Origin of the sequence: Siccibacter colletis (assembly GCF_000696575.1) — a bacterium.
GTDB lineage: Bacteria > Pseudomonadota > Gammaproteobacteria > Enterobacterales > Enterobacteriaceae > Siccibacter > Siccibacter colletis.
This window is the reverse complement of the sequence record NZ_JMSQ01000011.1, coordinates 182,593-201,296: the sequence shown is the minus strand read 5'-3', so window position 1 is coordinate 201,296 and position 18,704 is coordinate 182,593. Positions and strand designations below refer to the sequence as shown.

7 protein-coding genes are annotated in these 18,704 nt (G+C 62.1%); 1 reads left to right on the top strand and 6 read right to left on the bottom strand.

Features of this window, described 5'->3' with window-relative positions; translation table 11 throughout:
• Positions 1 to 10 precede the first annotated feature (10 nt).
• On the bottom strand, positions 11 to 301 hold the full coding sequence (locus ET34_RS0114240) for an RnfH family protein (protein ID WP_031523128.1): 291 nt from the start codon (positions 299 to 301) through the stop codon (positions 11 to 13).
• Positions 291 to 728 (bottom strand): type II toxin-antitoxin system RatA family toxin, encoded by a 438-nt coding sequence (locus ET34_RS0114235; RefSeq protein WP_031523126.1) that lies wholly within the window; start codon positions 726 to 728, stop codon positions 291 to 293. Before ET34_RS0114235 ends, ET34_RS0114240 begins: the two co-directional genes overlap by 11 nt.
• A 152-nt stretch (positions 729 to 880) precedes the next feature.
• On the opposite strand from ET34_RS0114235, the gene smpB reads away from it, so the two are divergent.
• Complete coding sequence (smpB, locus tag ET34_RS0114230; RefSeq protein ID WP_031523124.1) at positions 881 to 1,363, top strand: SsrA-binding protein SmpB; 483 nt, start codon at positions 881 to 883, stop codon at positions 1,361 to 1,363.
• Between the two features lie 171 nt (positions 1,364 to 1,534).
• On the opposite strand, the gene ET34_RS0114225 is transcribed toward smpB, so the two are convergent.
• The 4 genes from ET34_RS0114225 to ET34_RS0114210 all read right to left on the bottom strand — a co-directional run bounded on the left by ET34_RS0114225 (position 1,535) and on the right by ET34_RS0114210 (position 18,556).
• Positions 1,535 to 2,704, bottom strand: a complete 1,170-nt coding sequence (locus ET34_RS0114225) for an HlyD family efflux transporter periplasmic adaptor subunit (RefSeq protein ID WP_031523122.1) — start codon at positions 2,702 to 2,704, stop codon at positions 1,535 to 1,537.
• A gap of 11 nt (positions 2,705 to 2,715) precedes the next feature.
• Positions 2,716 to 4,851, bottom strand: a complete 2,136-nt coding sequence (locus ET34_RS0114220) for a type I secretion system permease/ATPase (protein ID WP_031523121.1) — start codon at positions 4,849 to 4,851, stop codon at positions 2,716 to 2,718.
• A 27-nt stretch (positions 4,852 to 4,878) separates the two neighbouring features.
• Complete coding sequence (locus ET34_RS0114215) at positions 4,879 to 6,183, bottom strand: TolC family outer membrane protein (protein ID WP_051640547.1); 1,305 nt, start codon at positions 6,181 to 6,183, stop codon at positions 4,879 to 4,881.
• Positions 6,184 to 6,337: 154 nt separating this feature from the next.
• Complete coding sequence (locus ET34_RS0114210) at positions 6,338 to 18,556, bottom strand: Ig-like domain-containing protein (protein ID WP_031523117.1); 12,219 nt, start codon at positions 18,554 to 18,556, stop codon at positions 6,338 to 6,340.
• Positions 18,557 to 18,704 lie beyond the last annotated feature (148 nt).

The window sequence follows — 18,704 nt, the reverse complement described above, 5'->3', positions numbered from 1 at the left end:
CGAGACGGCGTTACTTCTTCGCCGAGCGCTCCGCACGCTGGCGACGCAGCTCTTTTGGATCGGCAATCAGCGGGCGATAAATCTCCACCCGATCGCCATCCTGCACCGTATCACGCAGCTTTGCCGCGCGGCTGTAGATGCCGACCTTATTCTTTTTAAGATCGATATCAGGACGCAGCTCCAGCAGGCCCGACGCCACGATGGCATCTTCAAGCGTCGCACCTTCGCTCAGCGTCACTTTACGCAGGTACTGCTTTTCAGGCAGCGCGTAAACGACCTCAACGGCGATCTCACCCGGCACTGTAGACCTCTTTGGCACGGTTGGTGAACGCACTCACCATGTTAGACGCCAGCTCTTTAAAGATGCGGCCAAACGCCAGTTCGATGAGTTTGTTGGTGAACTCAAAGTCGAGCGAGAATTCGATGCGACACGCGTCAGGGCTAAGCGGGGTAAATTTCCAGCCACCCATCAGCTTTTTAAAGGGGCCATCAACCAGGTGCATCAGAATGCTTTGATTGCTGGTTAGCGTATTCCGGGTTGTGAACGTTTTGCTGATCCCGGCCTTCGAGACTTCCACCGCAGCGGTCATCTGGTTGGGGCTTGATTCCAGCACGCGGCTTCCTACGCAGCCGGGGATAAACTCCGGGTAGGATTTCACGTCGTTCACTAACTGATACATCTGCTCGGCGCTGTATGGCACCAGGGCAGTACGACTAATCTGCGGCATAGCATTTCCTGCGATTCATAGGACCCATAAATAATAACATTTATCATCGACTAAAGAAAAACGCTACGCCGGAACTCATGCTAAGATATCCGTTTCCGTCCCACCGGATGGGGTGTCTTTGAACTACTGGATTACGTATACTGAGCGCCATTATGACGAAGAAAAAATCAAACAAACCAGGCTCAGCCACCATCGCGCTTAACAAGCGCGCCCGCCACGAATATTTCATCGAAGAAGAATTTGAAGCGGGTCTGGCTCTGCAGGGCTGGGAAGTTAAATCCCTGCGCGCCGGTAAAGCGAACATCAGCGACAGCTATGTCACGCTCATTGAAGGCGAAGCGTACCTGTTCGGCTCCCATTTCATTCCGCTTAACGTGGCTTCCACCCACGTGGTCTGCGATCCGACCCGCACCCGTAAACTGCTGCTCAATCAGCGCGAGCTGGACAACCTCTACGGGCTGGTGAAGCGTGACGGTTATACCGTGGTAGCGCTGTCGCTGTACTGGAAGAACGCCTGGTGCAAAGTAAAAATCGGCGTGGCGAAAGGTAAGAAACAGCACGACAAGCGTTCCGACCTGAAAGAGCGCGAGTGGCAGCTCGACAAAGCCCGCATCATGAAAAACGCCGGGCGCTGATACCCGGCTTTCGCTTCTGCGCAGGGTGGGTGAACCCCACCGCTGCTCCACACTGCGCGAAGAGCCTGTAGGGTGGGTAAGCGCCAGCGCACCCACCACAGCCCTATCGCAGCGTCGCACCGCCCCCAGGGTGGGTAAGCGCCAGCGCACCCACCACTACCCTACCCCGCGTTAACGCTCGCGCAGCGCTTCTTTCACCTTATTCAGCGGCTTAATCAGATAATCGAGCACCGTTTTCTGCCCGGTTTTGATCTCCACGTTCGCTACCATCCCCGGCAGGATTGGGAACACTTTCCCGGCGCGGTTCTGTAGCTCCGCTTTTTGGGTGCGCACGTAAACCCGGTAATAGAACTGATCGCGCTTAACCTCATCCTGCAGGGTATCCGGCGACACCACCTCTACCGTGCCGTCGAGATTGCCGTAGATGGACGAGTCATAGGCCGTGACCTTTACCGTCGCCGGCAACCCCGGACGGATATAGGCGATGTCGCGCGGGTTGATGCGCGTTTCCACCAGCAGCTGATCCTCCAGCGGCACAATCTCCATCAGCTTGCCGCCGGGCTGTACCACGCCGCCTACCGTCGTCACCTGCACGTCCTTAACGATGCCGCGCACCGGCGAATAGAGCGACGCACGGGTCACCTGATCCTCTTTCCCCGCCATCACCTGCAGCTGGGCATCAAGATCGGCGTTGTTTTTCACCTGCTCCTCGCGAGCGCGGACCGCAAACTGGTTGCGCGCCTCGTCAATCTTCCCTTTCAGCTCCGCCGCCTGGCGCTGCAGGCGTATCACCTCCACCTCGCTGGCCGCGCCTTTCGCCACCAGCGGCTGGGTCATGCGCAGCTCCGACATCACCAGCTGCCAGGTTTTTTGCAGGTTAGCCACGGTTTCATTCAGGGTACGACGGCGCGACTCATACAGCTGACGCTCGCGCGCCACCAGATCCGGCTCGCGCATCGACTCCGGGCTGAAGCGCAATGGCTCGCCGGTCAGCTCGGAGCGCAAACGCTCGCTGGAAGCACGCAGCGCCCGCACCCGGGCCGCCGCTTCACCAAAGTTAGACGCAAAGCGCGTCGGATCCAGCCGGGCCAGCAGCTGCCCGCGCTCGACAATATCCCCTTCGTTCACCAGCAGCGCATTGACGATGCCGCCGTCGAGGCTCTCGATAACCTGCGCATGGGTGGAGGGGGTGATTTTCCCGGTACCGACCGTCACTTCGTCGAGGGTCGCGAACCACGCCCAGACGAAAAACACCACCAGCCCGGCCAGCGTCAGCCAGATCACCGACGAGTAAAACCGCCCCTGGCGCGCCAGATCTTCCTGCATTGTCAGTTGACTCATCGCGCGCTCCTTCAGGCCACCGAGGCCACGTTGCTGTTACGTTGGGCCTGCTTAAGCAGCTGATCGCGCGGGCCATCGGCGATCACTTTCCCGTTCTCCATCACGATGATGCGATCCACCAGGTTGAGCAGCGCCGGGCGGTGCGTCACCAGCACCAGCGTGCGCCCGGTGAGCCACTGCTGGAGCTGGCGGATCACCTGCGCTTCGAGCTGCTCATCCATTGAGGCGGTAGGTTCATCCAGCAGCACGATCTGCGGATTGCGTACGATCAGGCGGCTGAGCAGCACCATCTGGCGCTGACCGCCGGACAGTCCGCGCCCGCCTTCGTTGATCAGGCGGTCGAGGCTCGCTGCATCCTGCTGCACCATGCTGAGCGCGCCGCTGATGCGCAGCGCCTGCAGCAGTTCGGCTTCGGTGGCGTTCGGGTGGCCGAGCATCAGGTTCTGGCGCAGGGTGCCGAAGAACAGGCGTGAATCCTGGGAAAGAAAGCCCACCTGGCGGCGCACGTCGCGCGGATCGATATGCGCCAGATCGACGCCGTCGATAATCACCTTCCCTTTGGTGGCGATGGACTGCCCGGCCAGCAGACGCAGCAGCGTCGATTTACCGGCCCCGACCTTACCGAGGATCGCCACGCGTTCACCGGGCTTGATCTCCAGCGACGGGATCTGAATCGCCTGATCGCCCTTCTCTTCGTCATAGCTGTACTGCACCTGCTGGAACTGGAAGTGCCCCGCCAGCACCGGGCAGTGCGCCATTTTCTTCTGGTTGTCGTTATCCAGCGGCTTCTTCAGCAGCTCGTTGAGGCCGCTCATCGCGGTTTTGGCATGCTGCCAGCGCGAAAAGACCATCGTGAGCTGCATCAGCGGCGCAATGGTGCGCGACGAGAGCAGGCTACAGGCCACCAGCGTCCCGGTGGTGATCTGCCCGTCCATCACCAGATAGCAGCCGAACACCAGCATGCTGGCGTAAGTCATCTGCTGTACGGTGGAAGCCCAGCCGCTCAGGCGTGCACCCCAGACGCGCTGCTTCATGCCGATACTGGCCCCGACGCTGTGGGTGTGCTCCCACTGGCGCTGAAAGTACGGCTCCGCCTGCAGGGATTTGATGTCTTCGATACCTTCAATCGACTCCACCAGTACCGCGTTGCGGATCGCGCTCTCGCGCATCCCCTCTTTCGCCAGCTTTGCCATCGGCCACTGCACCAGAATGCCGGGAATGACGATCAGCGGAATGGCGATCAGCGGGATCGCCACCAGTTGGCCGCCTACCAGCGCCATGATGCCGAGGAACAGCAGCACAAAGGGAATGTCCATCGCCGCACCGACGGTGGTGGAAGTCAACAGCTCGCGCACCTGATCGATCTCACGCAGCTGCGCCATAAAAGATCCGGTGGATTTAGGGCGGGCATCGTTTTTGATCGCCATTGCCCGGGCAAAGAACAGCGAGGAGACGTTGAGATCGATGTGTTTCCCCATGATGTCCGAAACGTGGGTACGCGCCAGGCGGATGAAGAATTCCAGCAACGCAGCGAGGATCACGCCAAAGAACAGCACCCATAACGTGGGAAACGACTGGGCGGGGATCACCCGATCGTAGACCTGCATCGAGAACAGAATGCCGCCAAGCGCCAGCACGTTGCCGATGATCGACGCCAGTGAGATCTCAAACAGCTTGCGGCCGGTATGACGAAAGTGCCGCCAGAACCAGTGCGGCTCCCAGGGTTTAGTGAAGTCATCAATGCGCGCATCGCGTCCGCGCGCGGCGATGCCGAGCATCACCACATCGCCTTTAGCACGCTCCAGCAAAGTTTCCAGCGCCTCTTCACGCACCAGATCGCCGCCTTCGCTGAGCCAGTAACTGGCCAGCCCGTCGGCGTCGAGCGCTTCAAGCAGCATCAGCCCGCCGCTCTCCAGCTCCACGATCACTGGCAGGGACTGGGCGCTCCAGCGCACGCGCTCTTTCTGCACGATGCGCATCTGTAAACCCATCAGGCCGCTCATGCGCTCCAGGCGCTGGGAGAGCGGTAAATTTTCAAACCAGCGCATTTGCTGGCGAACTGCAGGGGCGTCGGCGGGCAGGCCGAAGCGCCCCGCCGCGCGGACCATCGCGCTTATCCAGCTTTCAGTATCCGGACGTTCTGACATCACGTACTCCTTTTCCCGGTGTCACGCTTACAGCGCGGGCAGGTCATCACCCGTAACGCGGGTACGTTCAATACCCAACATGTCGAGCAGGTTATCGGCGGCGGCGGCGTAGCGCACCGCGGCATCCCAGGCGTCATAGCGGGCGGTGATCGCCGAGCTGTCGGCCTGGAACACATCCTGTTCGATACTCAGCAGATCGTTCAGGCTGCGTTTGCTGAGGCGATACTCATCCCGGTAGACGCCGCGTGCGCTTTCGGCGCTGTTAAACTGCAGCTCGCCGGCCCGCTGACGGGCCTGCGCACCGGTGAGATCGGCCCAGGCGGTGGCGGCCCGCTGGTTGATATCCAGCTTACTGGCTTCCACGTCGGCACGGGCGCTGGCGCGATCCCCTTCCGCCGCATCGACCCGGGCGTTAACCGCCCCGCCCTGATACAGCGGGGCATCCACCACCAGCTGCACCTGGTCATCCCAGTAGTTGCCGCCGTCGTTCTGGTAGCGGGTGCGCCCCGCCTGCACCGAGAGCGTTGGCAGATGCTGGGCCTGGGCCTGACGAATGCGGTCCTCCGCCGCCAGCTGCTTCGCCTGGGCGCTGCGAACCGCACTGTTGCGCTCATAGGGCAGGGTTTTCAGGGAGATCTCCTGACGCAGCAGATCTTCCGGCAGATCGGGCAGCGACTGGGCCATCACGCCGGTGAGCACGCTGAGCGCCGCCTGGGCGGAGCGCATCTGGGCGCGGTACTGCTCATAGCTGGCGTTCATGCCGGCAATGCGGGTTTGCGCCTGCAGCACGTCAGACTGGGAACTCAGCCCGGCGTCAGCGCGCAGGTTGGCCATCTCCTGCACCGCTTTCAGCGAGTCGATGTTGCGCTTTGCCGCCTCGGTCAGCGCCTGATAGCGCTTCACCTGCAAATAGGCCTGCAGGGTTTCCATGCCGACCTCGTTCAGGGTGCTGTAGAGCTGGTAGCGGTAGGCATCGGAGAGATTTTCCTGCTCGTCAATGCTGCCGCCGGTTTTACCGAAGTCGTAGATAAGCTGTTTGAGATTGATACCGCCTGCGGCGTTGCTGTTGAGCGATCCGGCGGAGTCGGTGCGGTGGTTGCGGCCGGCGTTACCCTGGAGGGAGATTTGCGGGAACCAGGCGCTCTGGGCTTCATCAAGATTGGCATGCCCGACCTGGATTTGCGCCGAGGCCTGCGCGATTTTAGGATTGCGGGCGAAAGCACGCAGGATCGCCTCTTTTATGGTGAGTCTGGCCTGGAGCTGCTCACCGGGGGGCGCCTGCCAGTTGAAATTCTCCTCGCCAGACGCATACGGGCTGAGCCCACCCGTCATCCCGAGCAGCGCCAGTACCACTAACGCAACCCGACCGGGTTTTACTTTTCTCATTGTTCCACCTTACCCCTGCCCGCAACCGGGCGACGTGGTGATATTGTTAATATTATCAATAGCATCAGCAGCAAGGCCTCATCCCTGAGGCCGTCATGCGTTACACCATATTGACGTGCAGGCCGTGCTGGATAAGCACATCACCCAGCGTGTTGCCCTGCCCGCTGTTGTGCCAGACGTCGAACTGCACGCCGTCCACTTCGCGCTGGCCGCTTACCGCCCAGATATCCCCGTTGCCATGCACCAGATTTACCCGATCGCCGTCGCTGCCTTTGATGATCAGGTCATCTTCAGGCCGGTCGGTGATGGACAGTGCGCCGTTAGCATCCAGCGTGATGCTGTTGGTCCCGGATTTCCCGAGGTCAACAATCTCAATATGCTGAATTTTGCTGCCGAGCCCGATGAGGTCCAGCGTCAGGTTGACGCCATCCAGCACCAGGGTATCGACCCCTGCGCCGCCGTCGATCTGCGAGAAATCCAGGCCGGTAAGGTGGATGGTGTCGCTGCCGGTACTGCCCTCGACGCTATCACCGCTTTGCTGCTGCCCATCGGCCAGGGTGATGCTTACCCCTCCAATAGTGTAGGCATCATCTGCGGTTTGCGCGGCGGCGGCATCGCTTTCTGCGACCGCGGCAACCGTTGCGGTCGCCGCAAGGGTATGGTCGGCGCGCTCTTCGCTGGTGACTGTGGTTACGGTGTGCTGCTCATCGGCCTGCAACGCAAAGGCGATCTCATCCGCCGAGGCGGTGGTTGCCATCAGGCCCGCCGGCGGCGTGGTGGAGATGATCTGCCCGCCCAGCCCGACGTTGAGGTAACCGGTATTCCCGGCCACATCGGTAGCGTAGATATTGAGCACGCTGGAGAGCGACAGCAGCTCCAGAATATTCAGCCCCAGCCCGATGTTGGCGCTCCAGTTACCGTTGGCGTCGGTCTTCGCGGTCGTGCTCACGGTACCGTTCAGCAGCGAGAGGTGGACAATCGAGTTTGGCGCCAGGTTGCGTGAACCGCCGCTCAGGGTCAGGCCTTTACTCAGCAACGTCAGCAGGTTGAGGCTTGCCAGCGGGTTGAAGGTCAGCTCCGGCGTGGTGAGTTTCACCGTAACGTCGGCACTGGTGCTGTTGGTGTTCCCCACCTTATCCGTAACCGCCACGCCAACTTTCAGCGCGCCGTTGGTCAGCCCCTGCAGAATATTGCTGGCAACCGGCAGCGACCAGGTGCCGTCCGGGTTCACCGTGGCGTTGTAGGCGGTGCCGCCGAGGGTCACCACCACTTTCGCGCCGTCGGTGATACCGCCGGAGATGCGCCCGGACAGCGTCTGGGTGCCCGCGGCCTCGCTCACGTTAAGGAAGCCATCGTTACCGAACAGCGAACCGAGCGAGATGGTGGGCAGGCTGTGGGTGATCACGTTCACCAGACCGCTGGTGCTGGCCGCATTCCCCGCCGGGTTGGTCAGGCTGGCGTTCACCGTCAGGGTGCCGTCGAGCAGCGCTCCGAGATCGGTTTTCGGTACTGACACCGACCAGCCGCCGTCCGCGCCTACCGTGGTCTGGTAGGTTTTGCCGCCGAGGCTGATGTTCACCCGCGATCCCACCGCATTGGTACTGGTCCCGGTGATCACCTGGGCGTTGAGAATATCCGCGGCGTTCAGGCCGCCATCCCCGAACAGCGAGTTAATCACCAGCGACGGCACCTGCTGGATCGCCACCGCCAGGTTCTGGGTGGCGCTGGCGACGTTGCCCGCCACATCCTTCGCCGTCACGCCGACGGTCAGCGTGCCGTCCTGCAGCCCTTGCAGGCTGGCGGTCGGCAGCGGCAGACGCCAGCTGCCGTCGGCTGCCACGGTGGTGTTAAAGGTCAGGCCGCCAAGGGTGATAGTGAGCGCCGTGCCTGCCGCCAGGTTGCTGGTGGTCCCGCTCAACAGCTGCGGGTTGAGCAGATCCGCGAGGCTCAGGTTGCCATCGCCAAACGGCGTCGCGAGCGTCACCGTCGGAACCGCATTGATGATGGCGTTCACCAGCTGCGATCCGGTGCCGACGTTACCGACCTCATCCCGCACGCTGACACTGACGTTTACACCGCCGTCAGTCAGGCCTTTCAGCGTGGCCGACGGTACGCTGATTGACCAGGTTCCGTTGGTGATGGTGCCGGTAAGGGTTTCGCTGCCGATGCGCAGCGTCACCGTGCCGTTCGCCAGGCTGGAGACCCCGGAGATAGTCTGCGCTACCCCCGCTTCCGCCTGGCTCAGGAAGCCATCGCCGCCAAACAGCGAGTTAATGGCAACCGTCGGCAGGTTAGTCAACCCGACCTTAATCGACGGGCCGGTTGTGGTGGAGGTGTTGCCGTCCGGCGTACGCAGAGTCACGCTGGTGGCGAGGGTGCCGTCCGCCAGCCCGAGCAGATCCGCCGGGTTAACGTTGATAGCAAAGGTGCCGTTGGCGGCCACCAGTCCGGCAAAGGTTTTGCCGCCGACGGTGACGTTCACCGTCGAGCCAACCGGCGCGTTACCCACGGTACCGCTGATGGTCTGGGTGACCAGCGCATCGGCGGCGCTCAGCAGGCCGTCACCAAACACCGTGACCGCATTCAGCACCGGGCGCAGCAGATCCAGCGACACGTTGCCGCCCGCCTGAGCGGTGTTGCCGTAAGTATCCGTCGCGGTGACGGTTACGCCGACGTTACCGCTGCCCAGCCCTTCCAGCGCGGCGCGTACCGCCTCCGGCAGAGCAATTGACCATTTACCGGTGTTATCCACGTTGGTGGTAAAGGCGGTGGTATCGCCGATTTTAATTGTCAGCGTGCGGCCGTTCAGCCCGCTGGCAGTGCCGCTGATCACCCCGTTAAGCAGCTCCGGGATGCTCAGAATGTTGTCGCCAAACAGCGGGTTAAGCACGATCGAGGGCTGAACGTTGGCGGCAACGGTGAGGTTGGTGCTGCCGGTGGTGACGTTGCCCGCGTTATCGGTCACCCTCACCCCGAGGGCAATCTGCCCGTCCGGCAGCGTGCCGAGTAGTGTGGACGGCAGCTCCGCCGTCCACTGCCCCAGTTCGTTAACCACGGCGTTGAAGGTGCGCCCGGCCAGGGTGACCACGACGCTGGCGACGTTCTCTGCATTCGTGAGGGTACCGGTCACGGTCTGGTTCAGCCCGCTTTCGACCAGGCTAATGGCGTTATCCACGCCCACCAGGATATCGCCGACCACTGGCAGATCGGTCAGCGCCAGGCCAACATCAATGATCTCATTGGTAGTGTTGCCGTTCGCGTCGGTAACCTCCACGTTGAGCTCCGCGGTATTACCTACCAGCCCTTGCCACAGGCTCGGCGGCAGGTCGATGCTGAAGCGTCCGTCCGGGCCAACCACGCCCACCGGGATCTCAATATCGGTCCCGGCGATGGTGACGCGTACCGTCGCCCCGCGTGAATCCCCGCTGACCTGCCCGGTCAGGGTCTGGGTCACCAGCGATTCGGCGACGTTAAGGATGCCGTCGCCGCCGAACAGATCGTCCACCAGCACGCCAAGGCCCTGGTTCAGCGCCACGTTCAGCCCGACGCTGTTCGACGAGGTGTTACCCGCCGCATCGGTAGTGGTGATGGCGATGACCTGCGGCCCGTCGGTCAGGGTATTCAGATCGATTTGCGGGAAGGTGTAGCTCCAGTTGCCGTCCTGACCGACGGTGGAGGTCCACTCCAGCGGCCCGATGCGAACCGTGACGGTGTCCCCCGGCTCGCCGCGCCCCTGCACCAGCAGGCCGGTTGCCGCTTCCACGGTGTTGAGTACCGGCGGCAGGCTCAGGGTATCCACCTCCAGCAGCGGCGCGTCGCTGTCCACGTTGACCGGACGGGTCGCGAGATTGCTCGGGTTACCTGCCGCATCCGTCAGTCTGGCGGTCACCGGGTTTTCACCCTGCGGCAGCGCATTCACGTCAGCCTGCGGTACGGTGACCGTCCAGGTGCCTGCAGGCGTCACCGTGGCGGTGTAGGTTTTATTGTTCAGCGTGACGGTGACCAGACGCCCGGCATCGTCCGCGCTGGCAGTACCGCTCAGCACCAGCGGAGAATCCACTTCCGTGCTGTTGATGATGTCGTCCCCGGAAATTGCGCCGATGGTCACCGTTGGCGGCACGGTATCCACCGTAACGCTGACCGGCGGGCTTTCGATGCCATCCTCGCCGGTGGCGATCACTTCATACACGCCGTCGGTCGGGAATTCTGACGCCGGCACCGTCAGCGACCAGGTGCCGTTCTCACCAATGGTTGCGGTACCGGTGAGGTCGGTGCCGTTAATGGAGATGGTGATCACCTGGCCTGCGGTATACCCGGTCGACGTACCTGTGATGGTGACGTTGCCCGAACTGGCCTCGCTGGCGTTAATCACGTTATCGCCCGCCACGCTGAAGACGGTAGCGCTGACAGGCGGCGGCGTAATATCCACCGTGACCGGGATCTCGGCCGATTCGCCCGTGTTACCCGCGGCGTCGGTAACCGTTGCCTGCACCGTAAGCGGGCCGTTGGTCAGCCCGTCCATGAATTGTGGCGTTACGGTGTAGGACCAGCTGCCGTCCGCCTGCACGATTGCAGCATTGGTAATGGTGGTCCCGCCAATGATAAGGCTGATCGCCTGACCCGGTGCGAGATTGGTGCTGGTGCCGCTAATCACCTGCGGCTGCTGGCTTTCCAGGAAGTCCAGCGTGCCGTCGGTAAACAGCGGCGCGGTGACCGTCAGCGTCGGGGTATCCACCGCGACATTCACAGGCTGAGTGGTGCTGCCGGTGTTGTCTGCTCCGTCTTCGATGGTGACCACAATGCTCTGTGCGCCGCGCCCCACGCCATCCCAGTCGTCTTCGCTCAGGGCCAGGCTCCAGGTGCCATTTGCCTCATCGACAACCGCAGCAAATTCTTTGCCACCGATAGTCACGGTGACGGTAGCGCCTTCCGGCCGGTCAGAGACAAAGGTGCCGCTCAGCGTGGTGCCTGCTACAGCCTCGGAAGCATTGACCGTACCATCACCAAACACCGGCGTGGTAACGGCCACCGTCGGTGGCGTGAAGGCCACTTCAAACGGGAACGGTGTTTCCACGATGTTACCGTACTGATCTTCCGCCCGGACGATAATCTCATGCGGAACGGAAGGATCGAGGTTCTGCAGCGATCCCGCCGGGAGATCGACGCTCCAGGTGCCGTCCGGCGTGACGGTGGCCGGATAGGTGACGCCGTCGACGTCAATGGTAATGGTCACCGCCTGATCCGGGCCGGTCACCCCGGTGGAACCGGTGATGGTTAACGGCCCGGCGGCTTCGGCAAGGTTCAACACGTTATCGCCGCCAAACAGATCGGGCGCGGTCGGCGTCGGCAGGTCGGTTTGCGGCGTGAATGTCGGTGCCGGCGTAATCGGGGTGGTGTTCCCCGCCGCATCGGTCGCGACAATGGTAACGGTCTGGGGGGTGCCCACAGGCAAACCAGTGAATGCCGCAGGCGGCAGGGTAAGGCTCCACTCCCCGGTCGCCGGGTTCACGGTGGCAGGATAGTCTTCACCGCCCAGCGTCACGGTGACGGTCTGGCCTTCGCCGGTCACCCCGGTGGAGCCGCGGATCACCTGCGGGGTATCGGCTTCGCTATTGTTCAGCACGCCATCGCCAAACAGCGGTTCCACCGTCGGCTCAGGCAGATCGTTAACGATAGCCTCGAAGTTCCCACCGCCGGTCGAGGTGTTCCCCGCCACATCGGTGACCACAACGCGTACCGGAATGGTGCCGTCCGGCAGCGCCTGCAGATCGGCGGAAGGCACCACCAGGCTCCAGCTACCGTCTGGATTAATCACCGCATCCTGCAGCGGACCGTTGTTAATGCTGACCTGTACCGTATCGATCTCATCGGCGTCCAGTCCGGTGGCACCGCCGATGGTCTGGTTAGTCCCAGCCTCGGTATCATTGAGATAGCCGTTACCAAACGGCGGCGTCAGGGTCGCCGGAGCCAGCGGCTCGGTGCGCACGATGAAGGTGCCGTCGTCGGTGTTTTCATTCCCGGCTCTGTCGGTCACGGTGACGGTAGCGGTATTTTCGCCCTGCGGCAGATCCTGCAGCACTTCCGGCGGCACCAGCACCGTCCAGTTACCGTCAGCATCTACGGTACCGGTGATAGGTTCCTGGCCCGGAATATTCACCACCACGGTCTGGCCGCTACCCGTAACGCCGGTGTTACCGGTGAGGGTCTGCCCGGCAGCCGCATCGGCCTCGTTAATATACCCGTCATCAAACAGCGTACCCGGCAGGGTCGCCGCAGGCTCCTCCAGCACGATTTCGGTCGCCAGCGTGCCGCGTGCCGGGTTACCAAAGGCGTCTGTCGCCTGAGCAACCACGTCATACTGCCCGCTGGTCAGGCCGTCCAGCGCCCCCGGCGCAATGGTCGCCGTCCATGCTCCGCCCGCGCCCACGATCGCCGTTCCAATCGCGGTATCGCCTATATACAGCGTAATGACGGTGTTCTCCGGCAGACCGCTGGCGGTACCGGTGATCGTGCCGCCGTTGGCGAACTCGGTGGCATTGATACCGCCGGCGGTATAAGACTCGGTAAAGGTGATGGTCGGCAGCGTCGGGCCGCTGACGTTCACCGGCACCGGTTCATTGGTGGTGTTGCCCTGCGGATCGGTCACCCGCACGGTAAGGTCGGATTCGCCCTGCGGCAGCGCCTGCAGTTCGGCTGCCGGAATGGTTACGCTCCATTCCCCTTGCTCGTTCACCAGCGCCGGGATCTCTTTGCCGTTGATCACCAGTACCACGGTGGAGCCAGGCGCGGTGGTGCCGCTCAGCACCTGCTCGCTTGCCAGCTCAGCAATGCTGATATTGCCATCCTGCAGGAAGCCGGTGCTGGTATCGACGTCAACCACCGGCCCGGTGAGGTCAATGACGATCGGCTGAACGTCGCCCGCCTGGTTACCGGCCGCATCGCTGGCATTCGCCACCACGTTGTAGTTGGTCAGGTTCAGGGCGGTGACGTCGGCCAGCGGAACGGTCACGCTCCAGGTGCCGTCGGTACCGATGGTCGCCTGATAAATCTTGTCGTTCAGGAAGACGCTGACGCGGGTACCCGCCGCCAGGTTAGTGGAGACGCCGGTAATCGTCAGCGGCTCGCCCTTCTCCTGGGCGTTGATGATGTTATCCACCGCCACGTTGTTGATGGTCAGGGTCGGCAGGCTGGCCGGTTGCGTAATGAAGGTGACGTTCTGGGTGGCGTCGTCGGTATTGCCCGCCGCATCGGTCACCGTCACCACCACTTCGCGCACCCCGTCCGGCACCGCTTCCAGCGCTTCTACCGGTACGGTAACGCTCCAGACGCCGCCCGCTTGTACGGTGGTGTTGTATGTGATGCCGTTCAGCACCACCGTCACCGGACGGCCAACTTCCACATTCTGTACCGTGCCGCTGATGATCAGCGGATCGATAATCTCATCCGCCCCGACAAAGTTATTGTCAGACACAGGATTAAGCGTGACTACCGGAGCATTGGCCGGTGAAGCGTCCAGCGTAAAGCTGCCTTTTGCACTGGAGGTGTTACCCGCCGCATCGGTGGCGGTGGCGGTCACGCTTGCCGGGCCGTCCGGCATACCGTTCAGCGCCCCGGCCGGGAGCGTAACGCTCCAGGTGCCGTTCGGCTGTACCAGCGCGTTATAGGTCTGGCCGTTCACCTGCACCACCACGTACTGCGGGTTATCCGGATCGTACGGGGTGGCGGTGCCGGTCAGCGCCAGCGAACCTGCGGCTTCGGCGGCGTTGACGATGTTGTCGGTGCCGCCAAGGGTGCCGATGGTGATGGCCGGCGGCGTTTTATCGATCTCAATGCTGCTGTTCAGCACGTTCTCATTGCCGACGCGGTCCGTGGCGGTAACCACTACCGGGACGGTGCTGCCGTCAGCGAGGCCGACCAGCACGCTGGACGGCACGTTCACCGACCAGTTGCCGTTAGCATCTACCGTCGCCGTCAGGGTTTCGCTGCCAATCTGCACCGTCACCGTCTGGCTTGCGCCGTTCACGCCGGTGCTGCCGCTGAGGGTGCCGCCAGCCAGCGCTTCGCTGCTGTTCACCACGCCATCGGTAAACGGCGTGTTGAGGCTCACCGCTGGCACGGCATCGGTGATGATGGTGAAATCATGGGATTTGCTGACGCTGGCACCGTTAGTATCGCGTGCCGAGACGGTGAGCGTTGCGGTGCCGTCAGCAATGGCGTTGGCATCCGCTTCAGGAATGGTGACGCTCCAGCTGCCGTTGGTCACCTGGCCTTCGTACTGCTTGCCGTTGAGGGTGACGGTCACCACGGTGCCGTCCGCCAGCCCGGTGCTGCCGCCGTTGACGGTCAGGCCGTTGGTCAGGTCGTCAAGGCCGACGAAGTCATCCCCGGTCAGCGGCGCAACCGAGATGGCGCTGACGGTGGTATCTACGCTAAACGGACGCTCTGCGGTGGTGCTGTTACCCGCCGCATCGCTGACCTGCACCGTCAGGGTGTAGGCCCCGGTGGTCAGGCCGCCGATGGCGGTCTGCGGAATGCTCACCGACCATCTGCCGTCCGCGCCCACCAGCCCGGTCCAGCTCTGCTCGCCAAGGGTGACGGTCACGGTCTGCCCGGCCCCGACGTTCAGCGCGGTACCGGTAATATTCACTGCCCCTTCACGTTCTGCGGCATCGATAACGTTATTGCCCGCCACCGGATCGACGGTCAGCAGCGGCTGTTTCTGCGGATCGATGCTGACGTTGACGGTATGCGGCGTAGTCACACTGTTGCCCGCCGCGTCTTCTACCGTGACGCTGAAGGTGTTCTCACCGTTTGGCAGGTTTTTCAGCGCCGCGGACGGAATGGAGATGGACCAGGCCCCGTCAGCCCCGGTTACCGTACCGGTATAGGTAACGCCGTTCAGCACCACCGTTACCGGGCTACCCACTTCTGCCCCGTCGGCGATACCAGAGATGGCCTGGGCGCTGTTGGATTCGGTAAGATTGAGGAAATCGTTACCGGCAAACGGGTTCACCGTGACCACTGGCGGGGTAACGTCAACAATCACGTCGACCACGCTGGAATCGGTGTTGCCCGCCGCGTCGCCCACTTCGATGGCCACCGGTACCGGCGAATCAGTATTGGTATAGCCGTCCAGCGCACCGGAGGGAAGCGTTACGCTCCAGTTACCGTTGTTATCCACGGTGCCAACGTAATCGTTGCCGCCGAGGGTCACCGTCACGGTCTGGCCCGGCCCGGTGATACCGGTTTTCCCGGTCAGTACCTGATTTTCAAGAATTTCAGTGCCGTTCAGCGTGTTGTCGCCAAACAGCGGATCGACCGTCAGCTCCGGCACGGTGTCGATGGCGACGTTGAGCACGTGCTCATCGGTGATGGTGCCGCCGTTGGCTGGCGCGCTGGCAACAATCTCGACCGGGCCGTCCGGCAGCGCCTGCAGTTGCGCAGGCGTGAGCGTAACCGCCCAGTTTCCGTCCGCATCCACCGGCGAGGTGTAGGTTACGCCGTTGATCACCACCGTAACCACGGTGCCTGTCGTCAGCCCGGCGCTGGTGCCGTTGATGGTGAGCGGGGAATCCGCCTCGGCACGGCTCAGGTAATCGTCACTGCTGATAATGCTGATCGCGACCCCGGCGGTATCGTTATTCACCACCACGGTATGGGAACCGGTTCCGGTCTGGCCATAGCCGTCGGTGACGCTCAGGCCGATCGTCGCCTCACCGTTAGCGAGCTGCTGGAGCACGCCTGCCGGGAGGGTCACAGACCAGGTTCCGTCGCTGCCCACCACGCCTTTGAAGGTGGAGCCGTTAACGGTAACGGTGACTACGCTGCCCGCTTCAACGTTAGTCGTGGTGCCTTTCAGCACCTGATCGGTTTTCAGCTCCGCTGCATCCAGGGTGTTGTCGGCGGTGAAGGTGGCGACGTCGATGGTCGGCTGCGCCGTTTTCACGTTGATGGTCTGCTGCACTTCACGCACGTTACCCGCCGCATCGGTCAGGCGCACGGTGGCGATGCTGTCATCCGGCGGAAGCTGTTTCAGATCCGCTGACGGAATAGCGATCTGCCAGTTGCCGTCGCCACCCACCTGGGTGGTATAGGTTTTGCCGTTCAGCGTGACGGTGACGGTTTGCCCGGCCTCGCTCACGGCGGAAACGCCGCTCAGCACCTGCGGGGTATTGAGATCGGCGCTGCTCAGCTTGCCGTCGCCGCTAATCGGCAGCACGGCCAGCTCCGGCGGCAGCGTGTCTACCGTGGCGTTGACGGGCAGCGAGGCGTTGTTGCCCGCCGCATCCGACACGTTTACCACGATCGGCGCAGTTCCCTGCGGCAGCTGCTGCAGATCGGCGGCTGGCACCGTTACCGACCAGCTACCGTCGCTGTTGACGGTGCCGGTATAGGTTTTCCCACCCAGCACGACCGACACTTTCTGACCGACGCCGCTGACGCCAGTATTACCGGTCAGGGTCTGCGCCTGCCCGACTTCGAGGCCATTGAGAATGCCATCCACGAACGGGGTATCGATCTCCGGCTTCGGCAGCTGGTTAGTCGCCACGTTCAGAATATGTTCATCGGACGCGCTCTGATTACCGAGGGTTACCGTAGCGGTCACTTCACGCGGGCCGTCTTTCAGCAGGGCCAGATCCGCCGTCGGGATCACCGCACTCCAGTTACCTGAACCGTCCACCACCGCGGTATAACTTTTACCGTTGAGCTGCACCACGATGGTGACGCCCGGTCCGTAAACGGTGGAAACGCCGCGGATCTCCAGCGGCTGGGTGATTTCTGCGGCGTTGAGATAGTCATCGGTAGAGATGATGGCGATGGCAATGCTGGTTTCACTCTGATCCACCGTAATCGGCGTCTCTTTGGTGATCACGCTGCCGTTGTTGCCCGGCACGCTGACCACCAGCGTCTGGCTACCGTCCTGCAGCGCCAGCAGATCGCCCGACGGTATAGTGGCTTTCCAGTTGCCGTCGCCCTGCACGATAGCGAAATAGGTTTTGCCGCCGAGGGTAATGGTCACGGTTTGTCCGGCGGCAATATTTTGCGTCTGGCCGGTAAGGATCTGGTCGAGCTGCAGTTCAGCACCGTCCAGCGTGTTGTCGCCGGTCAGCGGATTAACGGTAATGGCACCCTGGTTGAGGTTAACCGTGAAGTCGATTTCACCTTTCGTGACGTTCCCGGCCTTGTCGGTCACGGTATAGGTGATGGTGTATTCCTGGCCGTCGGCCAGCGCTTTCAGATCGCTGACCGGGATACGCGACAGCCAGTTGCCATCTTCGCCCACCACCGTGGTGTAGGTTTTGCCGTTCAGGGTGATGACGACGCGGCTTCCGGCGTCCGCCGAGTCGGAGGAGCCACGCACGAAGCGGTCTGCATTCAGATGGCTTGAGTCCAGTACGTTACCCGGCACGAACTCGCCCATCTCCAGCGCCGGCGGCACGGTATCGACGTTGAACGAGTAATCTTTGGAGATGGTGCGCCCTTCGCTGTCCACCATGATGATTTTGATGGAGTTCAGCCCCTGCGGCAGCGACTGCAGCAGCTCCACCGGCATAGTGACGCTCCACTCGCCGTTCTCGCCAACGGTGGTGGTCCAGGTGCGCCCGCCGAGCACGAACGACACGGGCCTCCCGGCGTTGGCAGCATTGGTGGTGCCGCTCAGCGTCAGTGGCTGCTGGCTTTCCGCTACGTTAACGGTGTTATCGGCGGTAAGCGGATCGACGGTCAGTGTGGAATCCGGCGGGTTGGGATTCGGGTTTGGATTGGGATTCGGATTACCGTTCCCACCATCGCCGCCGCCGTTGTTGTTATCATCCCCACCGCCACCGCCGCTGTTGCTGGCGGCGATAGCGATCCCGGCCACGCCCGCTGCGGCGGCAATAGCGCCCAGCACACCCAGCCCGGAGATACCGCTGGCGCCCAGGCCTTCCGCACCAATCAGCGCCCCGAGAGAGGTATCGGTGAAGGTGGGAACGATAACTTCAGCGGTGGCCGGCGCGGCCTCGCTGGCAAAAGGAAAGACAGCGTGGTGCGTGCCCAGGCTGTCTTCAAAAATGAGTTCGCTGTGTTGGCCGTCAAGGTCAAGACGGAAGAAATTTTGATAGCGGACCGTGGTCCCGTCTTTCATATGGACAATTAAGTCCCCGCCCTGACGCTCATAAAAATTAACCACGTCGGGAGAAGCATTTACCCTGACAATACTGGTGTCGGCAAGGTTAACAACGCGGTCTGCGCTCTGAGGATATTGCGAAACGACATCACCCGTTTGCTTATTAAGGATATCCACGGAATCGGAAAGGTTATTTTGCACGGCAATCATTTTATCCTCATGCTAAAACATTATTCATATTTTTACCTCACCGCTCCGTATATGGCGCAGACGCAGGGCATTAACGTCACGCAAAAGCGTGGCGCGCAGGAGGTATATGCCGTGCGGTTATGGAGTTACACAACACCATGAAAGTATT

Bases quoted from the DNA above. Each gene is read 5' to 3' on its own strand.
- ET34_RS0114210 (WP_031523117.1), bottom strand. From the start codon at position 18,556: ATGATTGCCGTGCAAAATAACCTTTCCGATTCCGTGGATATCCTTAAT.
- smpB (WP_031523124.1), top strand. From the start codon at position 881: ATGACGAAGAAAAAATCAAACAAACCAGGCTCAGCCACCATCGCGCTT.
- ET34_RS0114225 (WP_031523122.1), bottom strand. From the start codon at position 2,704: ATGAGTCAACTGACAATGCAGGAAGATCTGGCGCGCCAGGGGCGGTTT.
- ET34_RS0114220 (WP_031523121.1), bottom strand. From the start codon at position 4,851: ATGTCAGAACGTCCGGATACTGAAAGCTGGATAAGCGCGATGGTCCGC.
- ET34_RS0114215 (WP_051640547.1), bottom strand. From the start codon at position 6,183: ATGACGGGTGGGCTCAGCCCGTATGCGTCTGGCGAGGAGAATTTCAAC.
- ET34_RS0114235 (WP_031523126.1), bottom strand. From the start codon at position 728: ATGCCGCAGATTAGTCGTACTGCCCTGGTGCCATACAGCGCCGAGCAG.